At 45.8% G+C, this 25,601-nt stretch carries 27 protein-coding genes; 5 read left to right on the top strand and 22 right to left on the bottom strand.

Features of this window, described 5'->3' with window-relative positions; genetic code table 11:
- Positions 1–51 precede the first annotated feature (51 nt).
- From ERX35_RS08700 to ERX35_RS08690, 3 genes are read left to right on the top strand one after another with little or no spacing between them, the layout of a single operon-like run.
- Complete coding sequence (locus tag ERX35_RS08700) at positions 52–684, top strand: GNAT family N-acetyltransferase (RefSeq protein ID WP_149459511.1); 633 nt, start codon at positions 52–54, stop codon at positions 682–684.
- 10 nt (positions 685–694) lie between these two features.
- Complete coding sequence (locus ERX35_RS08695) at positions 695–1,336, top strand: CBS and ACT domain-containing protein (protein WP_149459510.1); 642 nt, start codon at positions 695–697, stop codon at positions 1,334–1,336.
- On the top strand, positions 1,333–2,472 hold the full coding sequence (locus ERX35_RS08690; protein WP_149459509.1) for an acetoin utilization protein AcuC: 1,140 nt from the start codon (positions 1,333–1,335) through the stop codon (positions 2,470–2,472). Before ERX35_RS08695 ends, ERX35_RS08690 begins: the two co-directional genes overlap by 4 nt.
- Positions 2,473–2,527: 55 nt before the next feature.
- Here ERX35_RS08690 and ccpA read toward each other — a convergent pair whose 3' ends face one another.
- The 13 genes from ccpA to ERX35_RS08625 all read right to left on the bottom strand — a co-directional run bounded on the left by ccpA (position 2,528) and on the right by ERX35_RS08625 (position 15,648).
- Complete coding sequence (gene ccpA, locus ERX35_RS08685; RefSeq protein ID WP_149459508.1) at positions 2,528–3,517, bottom strand: catabolite control protein A; 990 nt, start codon at positions 3,515–3,517, stop codon at positions 2,528–2,530.
- 66 nt (positions 3,518–3,583) lie between these two features.
- Positions 3,584–4,657, bottom strand: coding sequence for a bifunctional 3-deoxy-7-phosphoheptulonate synthase/chorismate mutase (locus ERX35_RS08680; protein WP_149459507.1), 1,074 nt, complete (start codon positions 4,655–4,657; stop codon positions 3,584–3,586).
- A 106-nt stretch (positions 4,658–4,763) separates the two neighbouring features.
- Positions 4,764–5,612 (bottom strand): YtxH domain-containing protein, encoded by an 849-nt coding sequence (locus ERX35_RS08675; RefSeq protein ID WP_149459506.1) that lies wholly within the window; start codon positions 5,610–5,612, stop codon positions 4,764–4,766.
- An 88-nt stretch (positions 5,613–5,700) separates the two neighbouring features.
- The gene (locus tag ERX35_RS08670; protein WP_149459505.1) at positions 5,701–6,255 is read right to left on the bottom strand and encodes a DUF948 domain-containing protein; all 555 of its coding nucleotides are present in this window, start codon (positions 6,253–6,255) and stop codon (positions 5,701–5,703) included.
- Positions 6,256–6,332: 77 nt separating this feature from the next.
- On the bottom strand, positions 6,333–7,631 hold the full coding sequence (gene murC, locus ERX35_RS08665) for a UDP-N-acetylmuramate--L-alanine ligase (protein ID WP_149459504.1): 1,299 nt from the start codon (positions 7,629–7,631) through the stop codon (positions 6,333–6,335).
- Between the two features lie 11 nt (positions 7,632–7,642).
- The gene (locus ERX35_RS08660; RefSeq protein ID WP_149459503.1) at positions 7,643–10,462 is read right to left on the bottom strand and encodes a DNA translocase FtsK; all 2,820 of its coding nucleotides are present in this window, start codon (positions 10,460–10,462) and stop codon (positions 7,643–7,645) included.
- Between the two features lie 13 nt (positions 10,463–10,475).
- Entirely contained in the window at positions 10,476–11,072 is a 597-nt protein-coding gene (gene ytpR, locus ERX35_RS08655; RefSeq protein ID WP_149459502.1) for a YtpR family tRNA-binding protein, read from the bottom strand.
- 1 nt (position 11,073) lies between these two features.
- Complete coding sequence (locus tag ERX35_RS08650) at positions 11,074–11,931, bottom strand: DUF1444 family protein (RefSeq protein WP_149459501.1); 858 nt, start codon at positions 11,929–11,931, stop codon at positions 11,074–11,076.
- 80 nt (positions 11,932–12,011) lie between these two features.
- The gene (locus ERX35_RS08645; protein WP_149459500.1) at positions 12,012–12,320 is read right to left on the bottom strand and encodes a thioredoxin family protein; all 309 of its coding nucleotides are present in this window, start codon (positions 12,318–12,320) and stop codon (positions 12,012–12,014) included.
- On the bottom strand, positions 12,317–13,321 hold the full coding sequence (locus ERX35_RS08640; protein ID WP_149459499.1) for a PTS sugar transporter subunit IIC: 1,005 nt from the start codon (positions 13,319–13,321) through the stop codon (positions 12,317–12,319). Before ERX35_RS08640 ends, ERX35_RS08645 begins: the two co-directional genes overlap by 4 nt.
- A gap of 116 nt (positions 13,322–13,437) precedes the next feature.
- Positions 13,438–14,169: an amino acid ABC transporter ATP-binding protein gene (locus tag ERX35_RS08635; protein ID WP_149459498.1), complete on the bottom strand. Its 732-nt coding sequence runs from the start codon at positions 14,167–14,169 to the stop codon at positions 13,438–13,440.
- Positions 14,166–14,885 (bottom strand): amino acid ABC transporter permease, encoded by a 720-nt coding sequence (locus tag ERX35_RS08630; RefSeq protein WP_149459542.1) that lies wholly within the window; start codon positions 14,883–14,885, stop codon positions 14,166–14,168. The genes ERX35_RS08635 and ERX35_RS08630 overlap by 4 nt, the downstream gene beginning before the upstream one ends.
- Positions 14,869–15,648 (bottom strand): amino acid ABC transporter substrate-binding protein, encoded by a 780-nt coding sequence (locus tag ERX35_RS08625; RefSeq protein ID WP_149459497.1) that lies wholly within the window; start codon positions 15,646–15,648, stop codon positions 14,869–14,871. Before ERX35_RS08625 ends, ERX35_RS08630 begins: the two co-directional genes overlap by 17 nt.
- Positions 15,649–15,801: 153 nt before the next feature.
- Between ERX35_RS08625 and ERX35_RS08620 the strand changes: the two genes are divergently transcribed.
- The gene (locus tag ERX35_RS08620; protein WP_149459496.1) at positions 15,802–16,113 is read left to right on the top strand and encodes a hypothetical protein; all 312 of its coding nucleotides are present in this window, start codon (positions 15,802–15,804) and stop codon (positions 16,111–16,113) included.
- Positions 16,114–16,255: 142 nt separating this feature from the next.
- On the opposite strand, the gene ERX35_RS08615 is transcribed toward ERX35_RS08620, so the two are convergent.
- The 8 genes from ERX35_RS08615 to ERX35_RS08580 all read right to left on the bottom strand — a co-directional run bounded on the left by ERX35_RS08615 (position 16,256) and on the right by ERX35_RS08580 (position 23,892).
- Positions 16,256–17,083 (bottom strand): MBL fold metallo-hydrolase, encoded by an 828-nt coding sequence (locus tag ERX35_RS08615; protein ID WP_149459495.1) that lies wholly within the window; start codon positions 17,081–17,083, stop codon positions 16,256–16,258.
- Between the two features lie 88 nt (positions 17,084–17,171).
- Complete coding sequence (gene trmB / locus ERX35_RS08610) at positions 17,172–17,807, bottom strand: tRNA (guanosine(46)-N7)-methyltransferase TrmB (RefSeq protein WP_149459494.1); 636 nt, start codon at positions 17,805–17,807, stop codon at positions 17,172–17,174.
- Between the two features lie 13 nt (positions 17,808–17,820).
- Positions 17,821–18,612, bottom strand: coding sequence for a phosphotransferase family protein (locus ERX35_RS08605; RefSeq protein WP_149459493.1), 792 nt, complete (start codon positions 18,610–18,612; stop codon positions 17,821–17,823).
- Positions 18,613–18,807: 195 nt separating this feature from the next.
- Positions 18,808–19,641: a D-amino-acid transaminase gene (gene dat / locus ERX35_RS08600; protein ID WP_149459492.1), complete on the bottom strand. Its 834-nt coding sequence runs from the start codon at positions 19,639–19,641 to the stop codon at positions 18,808–18,810.
- A gap of 2 nt (positions 19,642–19,643) precedes the next feature.
- Positions 19,644–21,053 carry a dipeptidase PepV gene (gene pepV, locus ERX35_RS08595; RefSeq protein WP_149459491.1) on the bottom strand — a complete coding sequence of 470 codons (1,410 nt, stop codon included), beginning with the start codon at positions 21,051–21,053 and terminating at the stop codon, positions 19,644–19,646.
- 104 nt (positions 21,054–21,157) lie between these two features.
- Entirely contained in the window at positions 21,158–21,481 is a 324-nt protein-coding gene (locus ERX35_RS08590; protein WP_149459490.1) for a hypothetical protein, read from the bottom strand.
- Positions 21,482–21,547: 66 nt separating this feature from the next.
- Positions 21,548–22,255 carry a pseudouridine synthase gene (locus tag ERX35_RS08585; protein WP_149459489.1) on the bottom strand — a complete coding sequence of 236 codons (708 nt, stop codon included), beginning with the start codon at positions 22,253–22,255 and terminating at the stop codon, positions 21,548–21,550.
- Positions 22,252–23,892: a putative polysaccharide biosynthesis protein gene (locus tag ERX35_RS08580; RefSeq protein ID WP_149459488.1), complete on the bottom strand. Its 1,641-nt coding sequence runs from the start codon at positions 23,890–23,892 to the stop codon at positions 22,252–22,254. The genes ERX35_RS08585 and ERX35_RS08580 overlap by 4 nt, the downstream gene beginning before the upstream one ends.
- A 102-nt stretch (positions 23,893–23,994) precedes the next feature.
- Between ERX35_RS08580 and ERX35_RS08575 the strand changes: the two genes are divergently transcribed.
- The gene (locus ERX35_RS08575; protein WP_149459487.1) at positions 23,995–25,254 is read left to right on the top strand and encodes a BaiN/RdsA family NAD(P)/FAD-dependent oxidoreductase; all 1,260 of its coding nucleotides are present in this window, start codon (positions 23,995–23,997) and stop codon (positions 25,252–25,254) included.
- A gap of 49 nt (positions 25,255–25,303) precedes the next feature.
- Here ERX35_RS08575 and ERX35_RS08570 read toward each other — a convergent pair whose 3' ends face one another.
- Positions 25,304–25,594, bottom strand: a complete 291-nt coding sequence (locus tag ERX35_RS08570) for a rhodanese-like domain-containing protein (protein ID WP_149459486.1) — start codon at positions 25,592–25,594, stop codon at positions 25,304–25,306.
- Positions 25,595–25,601: the final 7 nt, after the last annotated feature.

Below are 25,601 nucleotides of genomic sequence, written 5' to 3'. Positions count from 1 at the left end.
ATAGATTAAACAAACTTTTCAAAAAAATTAGAATTTTAAAAGGAGCCATGCATGGAACATCTTAAAACTTATTACCGGCATGACCACTATCGGCACGACAGGCATATCATTGTAGAAGGTCCCGTCTCCGGCGACACACTCAGCCGCTATACGTTTGACGATGGTCTTGTCGCTTTCAGAAGACCACCGGAACAGTTTGAAGCCATCAGGGAAATCGCTGACCTGCCTGAAGGAAGAATCATTATCTGCCGGGATAAGGATAACATCATCGGCTATACCACCTATCTATATCCGGATCCACTGGAACGCTGGAGTGAAGGTAATCTGCCCTTTCTGCTGGAGCTCGGTGCTATCGAAGTGTCACTCCATTACCGCAGTCTCGGCCTCGGCAAGGAGATGCTGAAGCTGTCCATGCGGGATGACCAGGTTGAGGACTATATTATTATCACGACTGAGTATTACTGGCACTGGGATTTAAAGAATACGAAGCTCAATGTCTTTGATTATAAGAAAATCATGCAGAAGATGATGGCAGCAGGCGGCCTTGAAGTCTTCTCCACAAACGACCCGGAAATCACGAGCCATCCGGCCAACTGCCTCATGGCGCGTATCGGCAGCAGGATCACGAACGAACAGATTGACCAGTTTGATAAGATCAGATTCACGAACCGATTCTTTATGTAGGAGGAACAACATGCTGGTAGAACGTATTATGACAAGCCCATGCCTTACAATCAATGAAGAGCGAACTATTGAACAGGCGCTGGAACTGATGGCGTCACAAGACATCAGACATCTTCCTGTCGTCGATAATGATATGAAGCTGCTCGGTATCGTCACAGACCGCGACATCAACCTGGCACTTCCGTCGATTCTCGGCACTGAAGATCCGGCCGCCCATCTCGCCATGCCCGTCACGCGCATCATGCACAAAAATGTCACGACATGTCACCCGCTTGACTTCGTGGAAGACATTGCCGTCGATTTCTATGAGCTGAAGCTCGGCAGCATCCCGGTCATCAGAAACAAGCAGTGCATCGGCATCGTCACACAGAAGGACATGCTGAATACATTCCTTGAACTGACCGGTGTCACTATACCCGGCTCTGCCATTGAAGTCGCCGTGCCGGATCAGGCAGGCATCATGCACGAAGTCACACGCGTGTTCAATACAAACAAAGTCAGCATCGAAAGTATTCTTGTATACCGGGACCGGGCCAATCCAGGCTATAAGCTTGTACTGATCAGAATGCAGTCGATAAATCCGACAAAAATTATTAACGACCTGGAAAACTCGGGGTTCACGGTCAGAACACCGCAGAACAGCGGCCTATGAGCAAATACATTTATTCAGAGGAATTATTGAACTACCGCTTTTCAGACAGTCATCCGTTTAATCAGATGCGGCTTGTGCTGACGACTGAGCTGCTGCAGGCACTTGAATTTCTTGATGACAGCGAAATGGTCCCGGCAAGAAAGGCAACAGACGATGAACTGAAGCTGGTTCATACTGCCGACTACGTGGAGGCCGTCAAGCAGGCAGGGCTTGGTACGCTCAGCCAGGCGAAATGCGACAGCTACGGCCTTAATACAAACGACACGCCCAACTTCAGCGGTATGCATGACAGCAGTGCATGGCTCGTCGGCGGCACACTGACCGCCTGTGATATTGTCATGACCGGGGCTGACACGACTGCCTGCAACCTAGGCGGCGGTCTGCATCACGGCTTCCGCGGCAGAGCGTCAGGCTTCTGCATCTATAACGACAGTGCTGTGGCCATTGAATACATGAAGCAGAAATACGGTGCCCGCGTCCTTTATATCGACACGGATGCTCATCATGGTGACGGCGTGCAGTGGGCGTTCTATAATGACGACGATGCCTTCACTTATTCCATCCATGAGACTGGTAGATACTTGTTCCCCGGTACAGGCGGTATTAACGAGAAAGGCGAAGGAGACGGCTACTTATACAGCATGAACCTGCCGATAGATGCTTATACTGAAGATGACTCGTTCCTTGAATGCTTTAAAGAAAGCGTGGAAGTCGCCTGCCGTTTTTTTAAACCTGACGTGATTATCAGTCAGAATGGTGCTGACGCCCATTATCTTGACCCCCTGACTCATCTTCATTGCACGCATCACGTGTTCGAAGCGATCCCGAGAATCGTCAAGCAGCTTGCTGATGACTACTGCGGCGGTAAATGGATTGCAGTCGGCGGCGGGGGTTACAACATCTTTCAAGTCGCCCCGCTCGCCTGGAGTCAGATCTGGCTCGCCATGAAAGGCATCCCGGCGCCTTCAGGTAATCTTCCAAAGAGCTGGCTCGAGAAATGGCAGAAGAAAACTGAAGTCACTCTGCCGGCAAAGTGGGATGCAGACAGCGAAAACTATACAGTCATTCCACGCCGGGTGGAGATTACAGAGAAGAACAGGCGGACGCTTGAACGTGTCATCCAGCATTATGAATAAAACCAGCGCATAATAAAAAAGCACACTTGTTTGTTGAAGTGTGCTTTTTGAGGTGTTATTTTGTCGTGCCGCGATAATCGATGTGATACGGCAGAACGACCTGTTTATCTTCTATTTCTTCATCATTCATGAATTTCGTCAGCAGTCTCATCCCTACTGCACCGATATCATATAACGGCTGCATAACGCTTGATAGCTTGGGACGTACCATCTGCACCAGTCTCGTATTGTTGAAGCTGACGATCTGCAGGTCATCCGGTATATTCAGACCGGCATCCTGAGCGGCATGGACAAGTCCGATCGCCTGTTCATCACTGATACAAAGAATAGCATCCGGTTTTAATCCTTGCAGCTGTGCAAATGCTTTTTCACCGTCTAAATATTGTTCGCTGCCGACATAGACAGCATCATCATTGAACGTAATCCCGTTGTCCTTCAGCCCTTCCGTCATTCCTGACAATACGTCATGCCGTGCTTTCTCAGAATATCCGCCGCCGACGAATGCGAACTGACGCGCACCGTCTTTCAGCAGTTTTTCCGTAATTTCACGGCTTGCTGAATGATAGTCGATATTGACTGCCGGCAGTGCACTGTCATTATCCTGTGTTCCTGATACAACAACTGGAACTGAAGAAGTCTGAATCAGTTCAGCTGTTTCATTGGATAACGTACCTCCAAGGAAGATAATACCATCCACCTGCTTGCTCAGCAGATTGTTGAATATTTCCCGCTCTTTGAACGGATCGTTATCCGAATTTGAAATAATGGTCTGATATTTATACATCGTTGCAATATCTTCAAGCCCGCGGGCAAGCTCAGAATAGTAGATGTTCGAAATATCAGGAATAATCACACCGACTGTTGTCGTTTTTTTGCTGGCAAGTCCCCTTGCGACAGCATTCGGACGATAGTTCAATCGTTTGATGACTTCATTGACGCGGTCGCGTGTAGCAGGCTTCACATTAGGATTACCGTTCACTACACGTGATACAGTTGCCATTGAAACTTTAGCTTCTCTTGCAACGTCATAAATGGTGACTGTCATAGTTTCCTCCTGTAATCGTTTTCCATACTATTCTAACACGTTTTCATGAAGTTTTCATAATAATTTCTAGCGATATTGTTTTCTTGTCCGTTCAATTTCATCATAGAATGCATCGAACTCGTTTAAGTCCATCTGCTGTCCTGCATCGCTCAGCGCAACCGATGGATCCGGATGCACTTCTGCCATGACACCGTCTGCTCCGACGGCAAGTGCAGCTTTAGCGACCGGCAGCATAATATCTTTCCGCCCTGTAGAATGCGTCACATCGACCAGCACCGGTAAATGGGTACCTTGCTTTAAGATCGGCACGGCAGAGATGTCCAGTGTATTTCTTGTCGCTTTTTCGTATGTACGGATGCCGCGCTCACAGATGATGATATTGCTGTTACCACTGGCATGAATGTATTCCGCTGCATAAATCAGCTCTTCAATCGACGCTGACAGACCACGTTTCAGCAGTACAGGCTTGTTGGCGCGGCCTGCCTCTTTCAGCAGCTCAAAATTATGCATATTGCGGGCACCGATCTGGAATACATCGATGTATTGGTCAGCCAGTTCAAAGTGATGGGGATCGACGACTTCCGATATTACTGCAAGGTCATATTTTTGATTGATCTCTTTCAATATTTTAAGACCTTCAACACCGAGTCCCTGGAAATCATATGGAGATGTACGAGGCTTAAATGCGCCTCCCCGAATAAATTTCTGTCCTTTTTCAACCAGACTTTTTGCTACCTGCTCTACTTGGTCATAAGATTCAACAGAACATGGTCCGAAGACGAAGATTTTCTCATCTCCGCCGATGACACCGCCATTAGCAGTTTTCACGACCGTATCTTCAGCTTTCAGCTTTCTAGACACATAGAGATGCTTCTCATTTTCAGATTTCTGCAGCTCAGTCGATGCTTTAAAGATTTCTTTGAATAGCTGTTTAATGACATTATCATCGTAAGGCCCTTGATTTAAGTCCTGTAATTTATTGATCATTTCTTTTTCACGCATAGGATCATAAATCATCGTACCGGCTTTACGTTTCTCCTGACCAATCTGTTTCGCAATTTCTCCGCGTTCAGACAGCAGTTCTAATATAGCCACATTGATCTCTTCGATGCGTTCTCTTAACTGGTTCAATTCAGACATTCGATACACCTCATTAACTTCAAATTATTCTTCCCATAAAAAAAAGCAGGGTGAGAATTCACCCTACTATAATATCACAAGTATATGCATCTTTTGAAAGATACGCTTATTTTTTGTTATTTTTGTTGTTTGTGTTACCAGGTTTGAAATCTGTTTTAGTTGTATCCACTTTAGTGTTTGGATTAACTTTAGTTGAATTGTTTGACTTAGAAGTTGTTTTGTTTGTGTTTAAATCTTTATCAACAACTGCAATGGGTTCTTTCAAAGAATTATCGTTAACTTCATCTTTGATTGCGCGGCGCTGTGCTGCTAAAGCGTCAGTATCTGTTTCAACTTTAGTTGTCACATGACTTGTCGCTTCATTGTAGCCTGTCGCCTGGTTGTCATTTTTTGTGTTTGTTTTGTTTTGAGTATCCTGTGCTTTGTCTTTAACTTCAGCAACTTTGTCCGCTGCTTTGTCTTTGATTTCAGCTGCTTTGTCTTTTAACTGATCAACTGCAGAAGGCTTGTTGTCTTCTTTGTACTGATTGCCTTTTAAGTAAGAACCTTTGTAGTCTGCATTGTCATAGCCGCGTTTGTCATCTTTCTTAGGCGCAAATAACAGACCGAGTAATGTTCCAAGAGAAACACCTACAGTGAAACCTAAAGCAAAGTCACGTGTAGAGTAATTCGTATTTTTCACTTCATATTCTTTTAAAGTGTTGGCACTTAATGAACGGTTGTAAGTGTTGTTCGGATATTCATTGACACCGTTGTCATAAGTGTTGACTTTGTCGTAAGAATTGAAATTGTTGTCTTTGTCAAACGTCGTTTTTGTGTTTGTGTCTAATGTGTTGTTTTTGTCAAAATTGTTGTTTTTGTCAAAAGTGTTTACGTTTGATGCTGTGTCGAATTTGTTCTCGTTGTCTTTACCGAAGTTAGTACTTGTTAAGTCTTTGTTATTTGTGTTTGTCATTATAATGACCTCCTAATTAAAATGGGAATATACTTAACTTGTTATAGTTTAGTATATTCCCACTTATACGACGGTTAAACGTCAAATATTATTTTAAGTCAGAATTTTTATCTAATCCTGCTTTAACTTTTACAATGTCGACATTTCCATTATGAGCAGTATCTTCATTGTATGCCGTACTTGCTGCTTCTTTGTAGACTGGCTGGTCAGCAAAGTTGACGCTGTTACGACGCTGTTTTCTCATCTGCCATTTATCCAGCACTTCCATCACTACATTTGACCATTTAACAACTTGTGCGATGTTTTCCTGGTTGTTAGCGATGTTATGAGTCACAGAGTTTGTTACCCGGTCTACAGAGCTGTTCAAGTTCTGTACAGAACCACCGACTCCTTTGACTGCATCTACTACCGTATTTAAGCGTGCTGATTTGTCCTGGACATCTTCAGCAAGACGGTTCGTCTTATGTAATAAGTCCGTAGTCTCGCGTGTAATCCCTTGAATCTGACCTTCAACGCCGTCTAAAGTTCTAGCGACATGATCAAGGTTTTTCTTAACTGATAATAATACGACTACGATACCGATACATAGAATTAAGAATGCCAGTGCCGCGATGATACCGGCGATTGGAAGTATCCATTCCATATATAACCCCTCCTATTTCCTATCTATATTTTACTACCTCATTTTACCCTGCAATTATAGTTTAAAACATATTTGAACTATTGCAACAGATTTTCGTAGGCTTTCTGGATTTTTTGAATATCTCCGGCACCCATAAAGATAACAACGTCATTAATATAGCGCTTTAAAACGTCAACATTATCTTCACTGATCAGCTCTGCTCCTGGAATCAGTACGGCAAGATCATTGATTGTCAAGTTCCCGGCCGTTTCGCGTGCCGAACCGAATATATCACAGAGGAATACTTTGTCCGCTGCTTTCAGGCTGTCAGCGAAATCTTCTAGAAACGTTTCAGTACGCGAGAATGTATGCGGCTGGAACACTGCAACAATTGTTCTGCCGTCATATTTTTTGCGAGCTGAGTCAATAGTCGCACTAATTTCTTTTGGATGATGCGCATAGTCATCGATCAATACTTGATTGTCTTTCTTCTTCTCGGTGAAGCGGCGTTTAACGCCACCGAAAGTTTCAAGCGCGTCTTTAATGTTCTGAACATCGAGCTGCTCAAGATGGCAGACCGTAATCACTGCCAGGGCGTTTAACACTTGATGGTCACCGAACATCGGTGTCTTAAAGCTGCCAATAAACTTGCCGTCAATTATAACATCGAATGTCGTTCCGGACGCTGTAGAGATGATATTTTCGGCTCTGACATCATTATGCTCTTCTGTACCATAGTAATAAATCGGAATCGTCACCTGCAGGTCGCGCAGATTTTTGTCGTCGCCGCAAGCAATGATGCCTTTTTTGACTTTACGGCTCATCTCCTGGAACGCATTGAACACATCGCTCATGCTGGCGAAATAATCCGGATGGTCAAAATCAACGTTCGTAATAATGGCGTAGTCCGGTGAATAACTCAGGAAGTGCCGGCGGTATTCGCATGCTTCAAATGCAAAGTACTCACTGTCCGGAAGTCCCATGCCTGTACCATCACCGATTAAATAAGACGTCTTCTTATCTCCGTTCATCACATGAGATAACAGACCGGTCGTTGATGTCTTGCCGTGAGAGCCTGTGACCGCAATAGAAGTGTACTGATGCATGAATGACCCTAAAAAGTCATGGTAACGATAGAACTCAAGATTCATCATCTTCGCCCGCACAATTTCAGGGTGGTCATCACCGAAAGCATTACCGGCTATGATCGTCATCCCTTCTTTAATATTGTCAGCAGCGAACGGCACAATCGTAATGCCTTTATCGCGCAGTGCAATTTCCGTGAAAAATTCTTTCTCGATATCCGACCCTTGAACTTCATGTCCCATATCAAAAAGGATATGTGCGAGCGCACTCATACCTGACCCTTTAATTCCTATAAAATGATATAACGTCATTGTTTACACTCCTATTGTTGTTTTTCTGCGATTAACACTGTTCTTGGTTTTGAACCATTGGCCCCGCTGATATAACCTGCGTCTTCCAGGCTATCGACGATGCGTGCTGCTCTGTTATAGCCGATCTGGAATCTACGCTGCAGCTGTGAAGTTGAAATCTGGCCTTCTTCCTGCATGTAGTCGATCACATCATCAATCAGTTCATCCTGCGGGAGTTCGTTGACTTTACTGAGCAGTTCTTCCTGCTTGAACATGTAGTTCGGCGGCCCCTGTTCCCTGATATAAGCAGCGACTTCATCGATTTCCTCATCAGATACATAGCAGCCTTGAATACGAATCGGCCGGTTCATGCCGTTACCTTGGTACAGCATATCACCGTTACCGAGCAGTTTCTCAGCACCTCCGCTATCCATCACTGTACGTGAATCGACAGCAGAAGATACCATGAAGGCGATACGAGTCGGCACATTCGCTTTAATCAGGCCGGTGATGACATTGACAGATGGACGCTGCGTCGCAAGTATCATATGAATACCTGCAGCACGAGCTTTCTGTGCAATGCGGGCAATCGAGTGCTCCACTTCCTGCGGTGCCATCATCATTAAATCAGCGAGCTCATCGATAATAATGACAATCTTCGGCAGCCGCTTGTCATAAGTTGACTTCTGGTTATATGCGGTAATATTTCTGACATGAACATCGGCAAATGTCTTATAGCGCCGTTCCATCTCTTCAACAATCCACTTCAAGCTTTCAGTCGCGGCCTTGACATCAGTGATGACCGGTGCGAGTAAATGCGGCAGATCGTTATAAGGCGCAAGCTCCACCATTTTCGGGTCAATCAGCAGCAGTTTAAGCTCACTCGGATTGTTACGGTACAGCAGCGACAGTAAAATCGCATTGATGCTCACTGATTTACCTGAGCCGGTTGCGCCTGCGATTAATGCATGCGGCATTTTAGCGATGTCCATCAGCATCGGTTCATTATTGATCTTTACACCCAGTGCGACCATAAGCTTGGATTCTGCAAATTTAAACCGTTTGGAGAAGATGACTTCGCTTAAATTGACCGGCCGTGTTTCAAGGTTCGGAACTTCCACGCCCACACGGGATGTGCCGGGAATTGGTGCTTCAATACGAATATCCTTAGCTGCCAGCGCCATTTTGATGTCATCCTGCAGATTGGTGATTCTGCTGACTTTGACTCCTTTTTCTACTGAGAGTTCATAACGGGTGACAGAAGGACCGACGACGACATGCTCCACTTTAGCGGGAACGTTGAAGTGATATAATGCTTCATCCAGCTGTGCACGCTGCTCTTCCACCCATTCATGAGACGCTGCAGGCGCTTCAGGATGTGCCAGCAGACTGACAGGAGGCAGCAGGTAATTCGGCCCTTTACGTTTCTTATCTTTTCCAGTCACCACCTCTTTCACTTTCTCCATAACAGCAGGCGCTTCCTGCTCTATGTGACCAGGTGTGACGAAGTCGATGGCTTTTTCAAGCAGTGATGGTTCTGCTGAAGATCCATCGGCAGAATCAGGTGTTATTTTATCGATTATTTTTTCTACTATTGACGGCTCAGTGACAGCCTGTTTTTTATCCATCAGCCTTTTTTTATCTGACGGTGTCATGACAACATTAAATGGTCTCGTCTTAGTGACCACCGGACGGAGTATCGGTTCTTTCATTTCGTCGACTGCTTCATCAATGGAGTCGTTAACGTGAGAGACCGCTGATGTTTCACGGACAAGTGCTTCGACTGCCGAATTTTCAGCAGGTGGCAGGATGACTTCTACTGTTTCAAGTTCAGGCATCAGCTCATGAACCGGCTGAAGCACCAATGATTCTGTTTCCAGTTCAGAAGAATAGACAGTCCCTGTATCAGGCGTTTCTTGTTCTGGTGCAGAGGAATAGACAGTCTCTGTATCAGGCGTTTCTTGTTCCGGTGCAGAAGAATAGACAGTCCCTGTGTCAGGCGTTTCTTGTTCCGGTGCAGAGGAATAGACAGTCTCTGTATCAGGCGTTTCTTGTTCCGGTGCAGAGGAATAGACAGTCTCTGTATCAGGCATTTCTTGTTCCGGTGCAGAAGAATAGACAGTCTCTGTGTCAGGCGTTTCTTGTTCCGGTGCAGAGGAATAGACAGTCTCTGTATCAGGCGTTTCTTGTTCTGGTGCAGTCATCAGCTTTTCCTCAAGTTCCTTCTGAAGTTTCAGCTGCTGACGTTTCTCTTCGAATGCTTTTTTGGCCTGTGCTTTCTTTTCACGTTCCCGCCTGATTTCCGCGACAATTTGTGATGCATAGACATTCTCGACGTTAACCATGTTATCCTGCCTGCGGTGAGGCGGCGTCACGGGTTTTACCATTTCCGGCTTTCTGCCAGTCAGCGGGGTGATGACCACCTTGCTTTCACCCGGCTTCAAATTTTTACGTGTGCCGTAAATCGCAGACGGCACTTCACTTGCGACGAACTTCGGCTTATGTATGTCTGTCTTGCTCGGAGGTGGTGTATAAGCCGGATGATAGCGCTCTGTCAACGGATGAGGCGGCTCATCATGCTGCTGATGGTGACGTTTACGACGTTCCCGCCGACTGTTGAAGTAATCATCATTGACGAAGTCACTTTGAACAGGATGTGCTGATTCCGGTTTTGCCTCTGCCTCTTTTTCTGTTCCAGTCTCAACATCGATAGGAAATCTAAATCTTCCTTTCGGTCTTCTGTATATTTCGTCGTGATTATCTTCTTCCCTAGGTTTTATCATTACTTCATCTTCACGCTGCTGATGTGTGTCATTTGATTGTTCTCCGAATAATTTGTCAAACCAGCTCATCTACTCACACCTTTTAAACTTGTTTAAAGAAGTCGGTACCAGGAACCACTTCTTCACCCAGTACTAATATGCCTTTTTTCTCTTCGGAATCAGTGAGTCCGAGTTCACGTTCAGAACAGATCATACCGTTTGACGGCACACCGCGCAGTTCAGCAGCTTTAATCAGCATTCCGCTCGGCATGACAGCGCCTACTTTAGCGACGACGACATTTTGTCCGGCAGCGACATTGTTAGCGCCGCAGACAATCTGCAGCACTTCGTCTCCGACATTCACCTGGCAGATGTTCAGCTTATCAGCATCCGGATGTTTTTCCATGCTGTCGACATGGCCTGTAACGAACTTAGGAGACAGGTCGACTGTCAGCGGCTGCATGCCTTTACTCGTCAGCACTTGATTGATGGCGTCCACTTTTGCTTCGTCCAGTTCCACTTGACCATTACCGTCAAACGACAGCTGGCCGCTTATATTGAAAACATTATAGCCGACGACTGCACCGTCTTTCTTAATAGTGACCACGTCTCCATTCTGCTCATAGTCAAATGGGCCGTCAGCATGCTTCAACGTGATCAGTAGAACGTCACCAATTTTGTCATTGTAGAAGATATTCATGTCATTGCTCCTTATTATTTTCAAATTTTTTACGGTTTTTCTCCAGGCGGGCAATAGCCTCCTGATTCCGCTTCATATTGTTCTTGCCGAGAATAAAGACCGGCGTCAGCTTGCCATTTTCGTACTGGAATGATAATGACGTAATCGGTACAAGGCCGTTGCTGAAGAACTGCATCATCATCTGGGCCATAATGTCATAACCTGTCTCATTCTCGATATCCGCGATGATCAATACATCGGCATGTGGTGTTGCGACGAGCAGCTCACCTTTTTTGTTCTTATCAAACTGCTGCAGCAGCGTATCATTTAATATTCTGGAGGCATCGTAGCCGTCGTTGGAGTTGAAGAAATAAAAGGTACTGCCGGCTACATGGTCCTCTTTGTACTGTGCTGCCAGCTTTTTGACGTTAAACAGCGCCTGTTCTTTGACATGTTCCTTTGATATCGCCATCTCACTTAATACATTGTCATCAATCAGGCGGTAAGTGGAACCAAGATCAAGCGCGTAATAAATATTAGTCTCAGCCGTATGTTCCGAAATGACAAAAGGCACGCCGTTTGTTTCTTTTGGAAAACTTGTCGACCGGATGACCGGCATGATTTTCATTTCAGTAATTTTCTTATTTGTCTCATCCGCCATCGCTGTAATTGTCTCATTGATATAGTAAAGAACTTCATCGATGATTTTGCGCTCCTGCTGCTTATATTTCGCCACGAGCGGCGCAAGCTTAATCGTCAGTCCTTTATGATTGTCCCGGCGTTCAACTCTCAATGTTTCTTCCTTGCGGTCGAAATTCCATGTCATTACTTCGGCAGCTAATTCAGCGGTAATGGCATCTCTTATTTCAAACACATTCATAGGTAACACTCCTCAATTCTTGTATTATTTATTGTACAATAAAACCACGATGAGTGATAGTATCCCATCGTGGTCAGCTATTACAATGATTCAATGAATTGATTGATCTCTTCTTTTGTTTTTCTGTCTCTGGAGACAAAACGCCCCGTTTCGCGGCCCTCATTAAATGCCACAAAGCTTGGAATCCCCATGACGTCATACTGCACCGCAAGATCCATAAAGGCATCACGGTCCACGGAAACAAATTGATAGTCATCATGCACTGCTTCAATCTCCGGCAGTGCGGGCTGGATGAAATGGCAGTCCGGACACCATCCTGCTGTAAACATGACGATTGTCGGTTTGTTGATCAGTTCATTAAAGTCCTGTTCATTTGTTAAGTTAATCATGTTCTCTCTCCTGTCATAATTTGCTGGTCACCAGGCTTGATGATCTGTGCATTTTTCATCATCCGGTAGACGAAATAACTGATGAGCCCCGGCAGCAGAAAATGGAACAGACCAATCTGCAGCCAGGTCGTCACCGATGCTCCCATCGTCTTCACCGTCATGATCTGGCCGACGAAGCCGCTCGTCCCCATACCGGCACCGGCTGCGACGTTCTTCATCGGCCAGAACATCGTCATGAGCGGTGCTGTCATCATACTTGCGATAATAGGCGGCACGAGAATAAACGGATTTCTCATATAGTTCGGAATCTGGATTTTACTCGTCCCTATGCCGTGCGCGATGAGCCCCTGTATTCCATTATCCCCGTAACTCGTCACCGCAAAACCAATCATGTGGCAGCAGCAGCCGATTGTCGCTGCAGCAGCGGCAGTCCCTTCGATATTCAGCATCAATGCAAGCGCGGCGCTGGATATCGGACTCGATAATGTGAGACCAAAAACCAGTGCAATGAGTATTCCCATCAACAGCGGCTGCTGTGTCGTCGAGAATGTAATGAACTCACCAATACGTGCCATAAATGCTGCAATAAACGGACCGATCAGTTTGGCGATAGTGCCGCCGAGCAGCAAAGTCAGCAGCGGTGTGAGCAGTATATCGACTTTTGTTCTGCCACTGTATAGTCGTCCGAGCTCCGTCGTCACAAGTGCCACAATATATGTTCCGGCAGCACCGCCCTGCTCATAGCCATACATCCCGGTCACCGCGCTTGAGAAAATCACAAGCGGTGAAGCACCGAGTCCGTAAGCGACACTGACACCTACTGCAGCGCCGGTATATTGCTTCGCGAGCTTACCGATTTCAAGCAGCAGACTCGTATCAAAGAATGGTTTTAGTTCTGTTCCTGCGGTTTCAATAATAAGACCGATAATCAAAGAACTGAACAGACCGAGCGCCATAAAGCTCATCCCATCAATGAACCAGCGCTTTAAATAAGCTTTCATCCCCTTCACCTCATAATCAGTATAGCGAAAAAAAGTGAGAGCGACATTAACAATTTACAATTTTTTAAGATACTTATATGGAATTTTGTAAGAAAAAAACCAGGCATCCGCCTGGCCTACTTCTGATCGATGATATTTAAGAAACGTTTCAATGCATCGCTTTTTGGATGATTGAATATTTGATCGGGTGTACCTATCTCTTTAATGCGTCCTTCATGAATAAATGCTATTTTGCTCGCGACGTTCTTCGCAAAGTTCATCTCATGCGTCACAATGACCATGGTCATCCCTTCAGCAGCGAGGTCTTTCATAACGTTCAGTACATCCATGACAAGCTCGGGATCAAGCGCTGACGTCGGCTCATCAAACAGCATGACTTTCGGGTTCATCGCGAGCGCGCGGGCGATGCCGACACGCTGCTGCATCCCGCCGGATAACCCTGAGGGATACTGGTTGCTCACCTGCTCAAGACCTACTTTATGCAGCAAGTCGAGACCAATTTTTTCTGCTTCAGCTTTAGGCATGTTCTTGACGGTCACTAGTCCTTCAATGACATTTTCAAGCGCCGTCATATGAGGAAAGAGCTGATAGTTCTGGAACACCATCCCTGACTTTTTACGCACTGCAATCTGGCTGCGTCGATTGTTATTAGAATAACTGGTCCCGTCTACAATGACCTGACCAGACGTCGGGAGTTCAAGTGCATTGATCATGCGCAGCAGCGTTGTTTTACCAGATCCACTACGACCAATCAATACAACTACTTCACCGTCGTCAACCGTCAAATTGACGCCTTTAATCACATCTTTATCGCCAAAGCTTTTGTAAATATTGTTCAGCTCAATCATATCGTATACTTCCTTTCAAGGCGCCGCTCGTACATCCCTTGTATGAGCGAGATGATAAAGCAGACGACCCAGTACATCGCTCCAACCAAAAGATAAATTGAGAGGAACTCGAATGTAGAGGCTGCTACTTCCTGTGCCTTACGGAACATTTCTGCAACGAGAATAAATCCTAATAACGATGTATCTTTGATAAGACTTAAAAATGTATTACCAAGTGTCGGGATTGAGTTACGAATGGCTTGCGGCAGAATAATACGTCGCATCGTCTGCCATTCACTCATGCCGATAGAATATGCTGCTTCTCTTTGTCCTTTAGGAAGAGTAAGGATACCTCCACGAATAATCTCAGAAGTATATGCGCCAACATTCAAACTTAATCCAATAATTGCTGCAGTAATAGATGACAACGTAAGTAAGTCGTTTGAGTTACCAGTTGCTAGCCTCGCAATTTCCGGTATTCCATAAAAGATAATAAATAACTGAACGATCATCGGCGTTCCTCGGAAAATCGAAACATAAACCCGTGCAATGATTTGGAAGATTTTAATACGTGATACCCTTGCCAGCGCAGTAATCAATGCGATAATAAACCCAATGATGAACGTTATGATCGCCAAAGGTATGGAGTATTTAAATAGTGCCTCCAGCATCGGCAGAAAAGCCTGCTGCGCGGCATCCAGAGCATGCTGCTGTTCTTCATTAAGGTTTAGAAACATCTTCACCAAACCATTTCTTACTGATCTTAGCTAATTCACCGTTATCTTTTAATGTTTTTAAAGCTTTGTTGACGTCATCGATAACTGATTGATCAGTTTTCTTTGTGAATACAAATGCTGACTCGCTCTTCTCTGCATCGCCTTCGATAATTTTGACATCCGCACTTTTCTTCTGTTTCAAGTAATCAAGAACTGATAATTTTTCGTTGAAAGTACCTTCTACACGGTTAGACTGGATAAGTTCCATCGACTGGTTGAATCCTTCGACCTGTGTAATTTGTGCACCGTGGTCTTTTGCCAGCTTACCGTAGTTTGATGTTAACGTCTGCGCTAACTTTTTACCTTTTACATCATCGAAAGATTTAATATCATTGTTTTCTTTACGTGTGACAAGTACTGCACTTGTATAAGTGTATGGCTCAGAGAATTTGTACTTTGCTTTTCGTTCATCGTTAATACCCACCTGGTTCGCTACAGTGGTAAAGCGGCCGGCATTCAGACCTGAGAACATAGAGTCCCATTGTGTTTCAACAAATTTAGCTTTATAACCTGCTTCTTTTGCTACTGCCTTGACCACATCCACATCATAACCAGTCAGGTTACCAGACTTATCATGATAAGTGAAAGGTGCGTATGTTCCTTCCGTACCAACTGTCAGCACTTTTTCTTTATCAGCGGAAGATCCCTTCTTTGAATCATTATTCTGCCCACATGCAGCAAGAACAAACAGCATCGCCGCTAAAACCCATAAAAACTTTTTCATCTTTTTACCTCTCCTATTCTTATCGTTTCACTCGGAATACTACTAATTGTATCGGAATCCATCGTTTAGTCAACAAAAAGATTCTGGCGGCAGAGAAAACTTGAATTTTTTCTGTAATCTAAGATAATGAAGATAAGGAAAAGGAGGTTTCCCATGAATAAAAAATGGTGGATTGGTTCCTCAATCGTCGTTGCTGCACTGGTGATCGGCTATGCATTCAGCAGAAGATATCGCCTGCTGAATCCCCATCAGCTGCTTGAAGATATCAAACAGAAATTTAATGGCGTTGAATCATCTTTTATCGTCTATACCCCGGAACGCTACAAAAGATTCGGAGTTGAGACACAAATTTATCGCGGCGGCATCACTACTAACTTTGACGATTACAAAGAAGAGTATGAATTTATCGCTGATGCTTATACTGGACAGCTGATTGACTGTATTGAAGTCACTCATAACAACTAAAAAAACCAGGCGGATATACTGCATCCCAAACGTCAGACCTAAAATCTAACGTTTGGGGTGTTTTTATTTGGCGCGGGCGCCGGGCACCTCTCAGACGAATATCCACGCCGCTATTTTCGCGGGACGCCCCTCATCGTCGAAATTATACATGGGCCGGCTTTCTTCTCACTTCATCGATTATTTCTCTGCCGTCAAACTTCGCTGCAAAATAACGGACGTCATGATAAAAAATAAACCAGGCATCGTCAAACTTCTCAAATAACTCTTCTTTCTGAAAAATAGAGTCCAATGGATAATCATCATAAGCGGTCACCCACAGTGGATTGCGATGAGCTGTCGTCGGCAGCAGGTCAGCCATGTGGACCGCCCGCATGCCGTCGTCCTTAATTTCAATGATACTGTGCCCTTCACTATGGCCGCCGGTATGTATCATTGTAATGCCCGGGCAGATTTCTATTTTGTCGTCAAACGGTTCCACCTGGTGCTCGATGCCGCGATAATTCATCTCCCAGTAGGTCGCCCTGCTGCGGACGTTAGGATGCCGCATCTCATGCCATTCTGTACGCGATGTAATAATCCGTGCGTTATTGAAGACTGACTGCCCGTCTGCCGTCGTCAAGCCCAGCGCATGGTCAAAGTGCAGATGACTCATCAGGACGATGTCAATATGTGAAGGCGTCAGCCCGAGCTGATTAAGCGCAGCTGTCACATCACTGTCGTAAGTCACCCCGTAATTTCTTCTCTGCTTCTCATCGAGCTTCCCATTACCCACTCCGCTGTCAATCAGCATATTGCCGTATTGTGACTGGATAAGAATCGGATGGGTCACAAGAGGCACTTGGTTTTGTGCATTATTCGGATATTTATCCTGCCATAACGGCTTCGGTACGACACCGAACATCGCCCCGCCGTCCATATGAGTGATACCACCGTTTAACGGCGTCAACTTGAACTTGCCTATATGAAGCATACAATCCCTCCGTTCTCTTTCATTCTACATGAAACGCGCAGTTTGTTAAAACACAAAAAAACCTCCCGATGATTCGGGAGGTCGGACATTAGTTAAACGTCGCTTCCAGGCGGTTAATACGGAAGCCTCTGTTAGAGAACTTCTCTTCATATTCTGTCTTGATGTTATCTTCCGGTTCATTTGCATGTAAATCCAGATTGATGTTTTTCAGCTTCATGCCGAACTGGCTCATGCTTTCCAGCGAGAACTCAAATAACTGCTGATTGTCCGTCTTAAAATGAATCTCACCGTCTTCTGCCAGCACCTGCTTGTACAGCTTCAGAAAGTTCGCGTGTGTCAGACGGCGCTTCGCATGCCGCGTCTTCGGCCATGGATCTGAGAAGTTCAAGTACACTCTTGCGACTTCGCCAGCCATGAAAAACTCAGGCAGATTCTCAGCATCGAGCGTCAGCAATCTTAAGTTCGTAATGTTTTGTTCCACCGCTTTTTCAACGATACGGATCATCACGTTCTTGTCCCGTTCGATCCCGATATAGTTGATGTGAGGGTGCTGCTTCGCCATCTCTGTAATAAAGCGACCCATGCCGCTGCCCACTTCAATATGAATCGGCTGGTCGTTACCGAACCAGTCGGTGATCTTCGTCTTCCTTTCATCACCGATACTTACAATATCGCTGTGTTCCAGCAAATACTCTTCCGCCCATGGTTTGTTGCGCATTCTCATTTCATTGTTCTCCTTATATAAAACGATTCATCATCAGTACATCATTCAAAAACTGCAGCCATTCATTCATATCCTGAAAGCGATTCTTCTCTTCATACCATTCTACCATCGCAATCGCCTGAATAATCGTATACCACTTCATGCGTTTTCTTAAATCAAGTGTATCCTGGATACCGTACTTACTCAGCCAGTCACACCACTCTGCGGGTTCAATATACGTATAGAGAATCATACCGATATCGATGGCCGGGTCCGCAATCATGGCCCCTTCCCAGTCTACAAGGAACAGCTCATCCTGCTCTGACAGCAGCCAGTTATTATGATTGACATCACCATGACAGACTGTATAGAACGCTGAGTTCAAGTTCGGCATGTGCTCTTCCAGATAAAGCAGCGACTTTCTGATCACGTGATGTGTCAGCACATTCCTCGACAGGGAAGAGTTGATTTTCTTGAGCAGCATCGATGGATACATCGGCTCCATCTCAAGCCTTTTCAGCATATTAAGAAGCTGCGTCGATTTATGAATCTTTCTCAGCATCAGGGCGACACGATTGGATTTCATTTCATCATGCATTAAAGACCTGCCGTTTTTCCAGTGCTGTGCTGTCACGACTTCACCTGTCTCAATCCGTTTCGTCCATACAAGCTTCGGTACGATCCCTTCAGCAGACAGGGCCGCAAGGAAAGGACTGGAATTTCGTTTCAGAAACAGCTTCCTGCCGTCCTGCTCAGCCATATACGCTTCACCTGAGGCACCGCCTGCTGAATCCAGCGTCCAGCCTAATTGATAGAAATGCTCCAACGTGTTCACCTCCATTCAGAAAAAAGAAAAGGCTCTAGATATAATCAAGAGCCTTATCCATAACTTTAAATCTTCACGTTCATTAGTAACTTGTTTAAATTTTATACCCTTCACGGCTGTAATTCAAGCGGAAAAGTTACTCAAAATGTATTGACATTTTGAGAAGACCCTTCCAGCCCCGGTCCAGTGGAAGTCTTATCTTCCTGTCTGAATTTTCTCATCAAACGCCTGCTGCAGTTTCCGGGCAACGGGACCCGGTCCGCCGATGACTTTCTCATCCACCTGGACTACCGGTGTCACTTCAAGTGTCGTACTCGAGATGAACACTTCATCAGCTGCCAGCAGTTCATCCGGTCCGAACGTCTCTTCGTGGAACGGGATGAGTAGTTCCTCTGCACATTCTTTGATCACTTGGCGGGTGATACCATTCAAAATCAAGTTGTTTGCTGGATGCGTGTAAATCGTGCCGTCTTTAATGATGTAGACATTGCTTGAAGCACCTTCAGTGACAACGCCATCTCTAATCTGCACAGCTTCCACTGCCCCGGCCCGGACAGCTTTCTCCTTGTTCAGCACATTACCGAGCAGATTCAAGCTTTTAATGTCACAGCGCAGCCAGCGGATATCTTCAGCCGTGATGACTTTGACACCGTCCTGCATCCCCTTGAGCGGCCGTCCTGCTTCGTACGTATACATTAAAGTGACCGGTTCAGCATGTTCTGGAAATGCATGGTTACGTACAGCGACACCGCGCGTCACTTGAATATAGATATTGCCGTCAGCCAGCTGATTCTTCTCGATCAGCTGCTCGCAGATTTCAATGTATTCATCAACAGTTTTCGGTGCAGTGATCAAAATCTCACCGGCACTGCGGACTAACCGTTCAAAGTGCTCGCGCGCCGTGAACAGTCTGCCGTCATACACTCTGACCACTTCATAAATTCCATCGCCGAACTGATAGCCGCGGTCGTTATAGTCAAGGGTCACTTGATCATCACGGAACTCACCGTTGTAATAAATGATTGTCATTGTCACTCCTCCACACAGACCGCATGAATCGCTTCCAGATAAATAGCGGTCGCATCAAAGAGCTGTTTTTTCGTCATATATTCATTTTTCTGATGCATTAAATCGACTGAGTCTTTGAACATGGCACCGAATGCCACCCCTTTTTCGAGGTTACGTGCATAAGTTCCGCCGCCGATTGTGTATGGCTCCGTCATATCACCTGTCTGATTGCGGTAGGCTGTCAGCAGTTTCTGGATGAACGGATCGTTTTTATCGACGTAATGAGGTTGCTGGTGCGTGTTGACAACAATATCAAAGCCGTCACCTTTAATTTTATCAGTGAAGCCGGCAATTTCTGATGTAAAGTCAAACCCTGTCGGATAGCGCAGGTTAATGCCGTAATGACCGCCGTCAATATCCGTATAGCTGATGACACCGATATTAGTCGTCACTTTACCCATTTCAGCATCTTCAAATGCCATGCCCATCTTCTCACCGAAATGAGAATCAAATAAATAGCGGTCGCCGAGTGCAACAAACGCTTTCGCTTTCTCGTCAAGCGCTAACGTATTCAGGAAATTCACAAGGAACAGTCCCGCGTTGACACCGATAGACGGATCCATGCCGTGCACTGATTTCCCTTCAATCTGAACCAGCAGGCTGCCGTTGTCGACAGTCGTCTTCCCTGTCAGCTGATGGTCATTCAAATAATTATTGAACGATTGCAGCACATAATCCATCTTTTCTCTGACAAGAAGTTTTGCTTCAGCGAAGTCAGGCACCATGTTGTAACGTTCACCGGCATTCAACGCCTTCAGTTCGACTTCAGGTGCAGTCACATCTTCTTTAGCGCTGTTCTGAATGATATCGAACGTTGTAATCCCTTTCTCGCCGTGAATGAGCGGGAAGTCCGCATCCGGTGCGATCCCGAGGTCAGGCATCTCTTCAGTCTGGAAGTAACGGTCGGTACACATCCATCCCGACTCCTCATCCGTACCGACGATCAGATGAATCCGCTTCTTGAAGTCTGCATTCATGTCCGTCAGAATCTTCACCGCATAGTAAGCCGCAATGGTCGGCCCTTTATCGTCGAGTGTGCCGCGTGCAATAATCCGGTCTTCTGTCTCTACAGGGTCAAATGGATCTGTGTCCCAGCCGCTTCCCGGCGGTACAACGTCCACATGGCATAAAATACCGAACAGTTCGCTGCCTTTCCCCATTTCAATGCGCCCTGCGATATGATCGACATCGACTGATTTGAAGCCGTCACGTTCAGCAAGCTTGTACATATATTCCAGCGCTTCCCGGGGCCCCGGACCGACCGGTGCTGCTGTTGTCATCAGGCTGTCATCTCTGACACTGTTGATGGCAAGAAGCCCTTTTAAGTCTTCTATAATTGCCTGTTCATATTCTGCTACTTTCTCTCTCCACATCATATAAATCCCCCTATCTTCAATACTTCTATCTTACAGCAACGATCAGTGATTTGAAAAGCACAATAAAAAAAGCTGCCTGTAACAGGCAGCAAAGAAATTAATTATAAACGACTGCGGTCGTGCACTGTATGAACATTGTTGACACCGCCGCCACCTTCATCGTCGAAAGTTGCAACTTGTTCATGTGTGTCGCGCTGAGTTTTCGGGAAACGGTCGTTGTTGACATTGTTATCGCTTTTAACAGCATTCGCTGCCGCTGCTTTAACTTTTTCTGTCAATGTCGGTTTAACGCCGGGTGAATCACCGTTTGCTTTCTCTGATTTGTTCAGTAAACGGTCTAAATTTTCTTTTTTAGAGAAGTAAGCTGCCGCTGCAGTACCTCCGATAACTAATGCCGCTCTTAATAAACCTGCCTGTTTTGCCATAGTCAAACACCTCGTCTGTAAGATTTATAAATTAAATATACCCTTACATCGAACTGCTAAACGCTCTTATTTATTTTTCACCCGATTTATATCCTCAGCCGTCAGCAATTTGTACTGGCCGGGCTGAAGCGAGCGGTCAAGCGGCAGGCCGCCCATCTGGATACGTTGTAAGTAGCTGACGGTCATACCGACTGCACTGAACATACGCTTTACTTGATGAAACTTACCTTCCTGAATCGTCACTTCGACTTCACTTATACCACCGGACGTCACTATCTTCAACCGGGCAGGCATCGTTTTATAGCCGTCATCCAGTATAAGACCTTCATTGAACTGTGTGATTGTCTCGGCTGTGACACGTCCGTCAATTCTCGCGTAATACGTTTTGTCGACGTGTTTCCTCGGACTGAGCACTTCGTGGCTGAACTGCCCGTCATTTGTCAGTATAAGCAGCCCTTCCGTATCTTTGTCCAGCCTGCCGACCGGGTGCAGGTCATAGTGCCGGTAATCGGGCAGCAAGTCAACGACTGTATCATGCCGCGCATCTTCGGTCGCGCTGATGACGCCCTGTGGTTTATTCAGCATTAAATAGACAACAGGCTCATAGAGCACGACCTCACCGTTAACAGCCACAGTGCCGGCAGCATGGTCTATCTTCATATCAGCTTTCTTAACTGTCTCACCGTTTACTGTGACCCGCCCTTTTTTGATGAGCTGTTTTACTTCCGTGCGGGTGCCGCAGCCGGCATTGGCCAGAAACTTGTCTAATCTCATGCACGTCCTACTTTGCGGCTGAGTTTCGCAACACGGGCACCGAGATATCTTTCTGCCAGTCCTGATCTCAAGGAAATATAACCGTAGACCAGTGCGCCGATCACGGCACAGATGATGACAATCAGCAGCGCTTCGAATTTATTCGCGACGCTCATAAAATGAATCAGGACAAGGTAGACGAGTTCCACTGCAAAGACCATCAGCAGACTGTAGAGCAGTATTTGAGACATCTCTGTGAAAGTCGAGCTGAATTTGAAACGGGCATACTTTTTGATGACTAAAAGATTGCAAATAATTGCAGCGGTCAGAGCGATTGCTGTGCCGAACACAGCGCCCACTGTATGGAACATCACAATCAGCGGCAGATTGATCAACGCCTTAATCACCAGTGAACCGATAACAATCCAGACGGTCATCGCCTGTTTATCAATACCTTGCAGCATGGCAGAGGTCACTGATAGTAATGCAATTAAAATGCCGACTGGTGCATAGAAGTAGAGAATATGGTTGGCTGCTGCGTCGAAGCTATAGAATGACGTATAAAGCGGTGCCGCAAGTACCATGATACCTAGTGACGCTGGTACCGTCAGAAACATGAGCAGGCCAAGAGACGTTCTGATCTGATGATGCATCGCCCGGATCTGCCCGGAAGCATGAGCGCGGGTAATCGCCGGTACAAGGCTGATCGCAAAACCAGAAGCAAGTGATGTCGGGATCATGACGAGTTTATTTGTCGTTAAGTTCAGCATGGTCAGCAGCGGATCGTGCATTTCTGCAGGTACGCCCGCTATATCAAGACCTTTGTTGTGTGTGAACTGATCGATAATCAAGTAAAGCGGGAAACAAAGACTGACAATGACGAACGGCACACTGTAAAGCAGTATCTCTTTATACATTGCGCGGTAGCTGACCGTCGTATGAGTATGATCATTCTCAATCATCCGCTCAATATGCGGCTTTCTTTTACGCCAGTAGTACCACAGCGTCAACAATGCAAAAACTGCACCGATAGCAGCCGCGAATGTTGCGACTTCGTTTGCCAGCAGAATATTTTTCCCCATGTATTTGATGACGATTAACGCACCGCCGAGAAGAAAGACGATACGGGCAACTTGTTCGATGACTGTAGAGACAGCAGTCGGGCCCATTGAATCATAGCCCTGGAAAATCCCTCTGAATGTTGCAAGAAACGGTATGAAAATAACAGCGACAGAAATGACGCGGATGATCTCAGTGATATCTCCTGTATTCCATGAATTGCTGCCGGCCGCTGTACTATGCTTAGCAAGTGTTGCTTCTGCAATGGTCGGCGCCAGTAAATATAAAATGATAAAACCAAGAAGGCCGGTCAGCGACATGACGATAAGGCTTGATTTGTACAGCTTCTGGCTGACTTTATAAGCACCTATCGCATTGTACTTCGAGACATATTTGGCGACAGCAAGCGGAACACCTGCACCGGCAACAACGAGCATAACCGTATAAGGATTATAGGCATAGTTGTACGGGGCAAGATTTCTTTCTCCGCCGATGATGGCGTAGAATGGGATAACGTACAATATCCCGAGGATCTTTGTAATGAATATACTGGCGGTCAGTATGAATGTACTGCGGACCAGCGAACTACTTTGTGACATATTTTCATCCCTAACTTTCTAGATTTAAACTAAAGATATCTTATCATCTTTAGTTGCGATACACTACTTTTATATCAATAACATAATGAAAAGGAGAACTTTATGTATCAGACAATTGTAATCGGCGGCGGTCCAAGCGGGCTGATGGCTGCCATCAGTGCAAGTGAATCCGGCGACCGGGTGCTGCTGATCGACAAGAAGAATCAGCTCGGCCGCAAACTCCAGATCTCCGGCGGCGGCCGCTGCAACGTCACCAACCGGCTGCCTTATGAAGAGATCATCAAACATATTCCGGGCAACGGCCGCTTTCTTTACAGCGCCTTCAATACATTTGACAACGAAAGTATTATCCAGTACTTCGAATCACGCAGTGTCAAACTGAAAGAAGAAGACCACGGCCGTATGTTCCCGGTATCGAACAATGCGAAAGACGTAGTGAATACACTGCTCACTCACTTGAAAGACAATAAAGTCGACATCAGAACCGATGTCAAAGTAGAGTCACTGCTGTTTGACGACGGCCGGATCATCGGCGTTAAAGCAGCTGGAGAAGATATCAAGGCGGCACAAGTCATCATCGCAACAGGCGGTAAAAGTGTGCCGCAGACCGGCTCGACCGGTGACGGCTATATTTTTGCTCAGCAGGCCGGGCATACGATCACGGACTTGTTCCCGACTGAAGTACCGATCACTTCGCGGGAACCTTTTATTAAATCTAAGGTGCTGCAGGGACTGAGCCTGCAGAATGTCGCCTTAAGTGTGCTGAAGAAAAACGGCAGGCCGGCTGTGACACATCAGATGGATATGCTGTTCACCCATTTCGGTATATCCGGTCCGGCTGCACTGCGCTGCTCACAGTTTGTCTACAAAGAACAAGAGCGTCAGAAGAAGCAGGAGATCAACATGACCATCGACAGCTTCCCGGCTGTGTCACTGCATGAATTAACGCAGCGTATCGACCAGCTCTTAACCAGCATGCCGGACAAAGCGCTGAAGAACAGCCTGAAAGGACTGATGCAGGAACGCTGGCTGCTCTTTCTACTGGAGCAGGCCGGCGTCAACCTTGACTTAACAGCGCATCATGTGAAGAAAGAAGCGCTCGCCCGGTTCATTGAACTGCTCAAAAACTTCACCTTTACCGTGAACGGCACATTGTCGATTGATAAAGCATTCGTCACAGGAGGCGGTGTGTCGGTCAAAGAAATTGTCCCGTCGATGATGCAGTCAAAGCTCCATGATAACTTGTACTTCTGCGGGGAAGTGCTCGATATTCATGGCTATACCGGCGGCTATAATATTACAAGTGCACTCGTCACCGGCTACGTGGCAGGTTTTAACTGCCGGACAGCGACTCAACTATAATGATAAACAAAGCGATGAGTGAGGACAGTCCCCACTCATCGCTTTGTTTTTATCGCGTAATCGCTGCCATGCCGCCGATGACATTATAAGCGTTGAAATCATGCTCTCTTAAATACTCGGTGACTTTCTCGCTTCTAATACCATGCGCGCATAAAATATAATAAGGTTCATTCACTTTCAGCGTATGCATATTATCCGGAATTTCATTCATTGGAATGTGGACAGCTGCATCCAGCATCCCCATCTGCACTTCAAAATCTTCACGAATGTCAATGATATTAGGAATCTCGCCTTGTTCCAGTTTCCTTATGAGTTCACCGGCTGTAATTTCGTAAGTCATAAATCCT

This window comes from Macrococcus equipercicus (genome assembly GCF_004359525.2).
In the GTDB taxonomy this organism is placed as follows: domain Bacteria; phylum Bacillota; class Bacilli; order Staphylococcales; family Staphylococcaceae; genus Macrococcus; species Macrococcus equipercicus.
The sequence above is the reverse complement of the archived record's forward strand: the minus strand, read 5'-3'. Positions and strand labels throughout refer to the sequence as shown.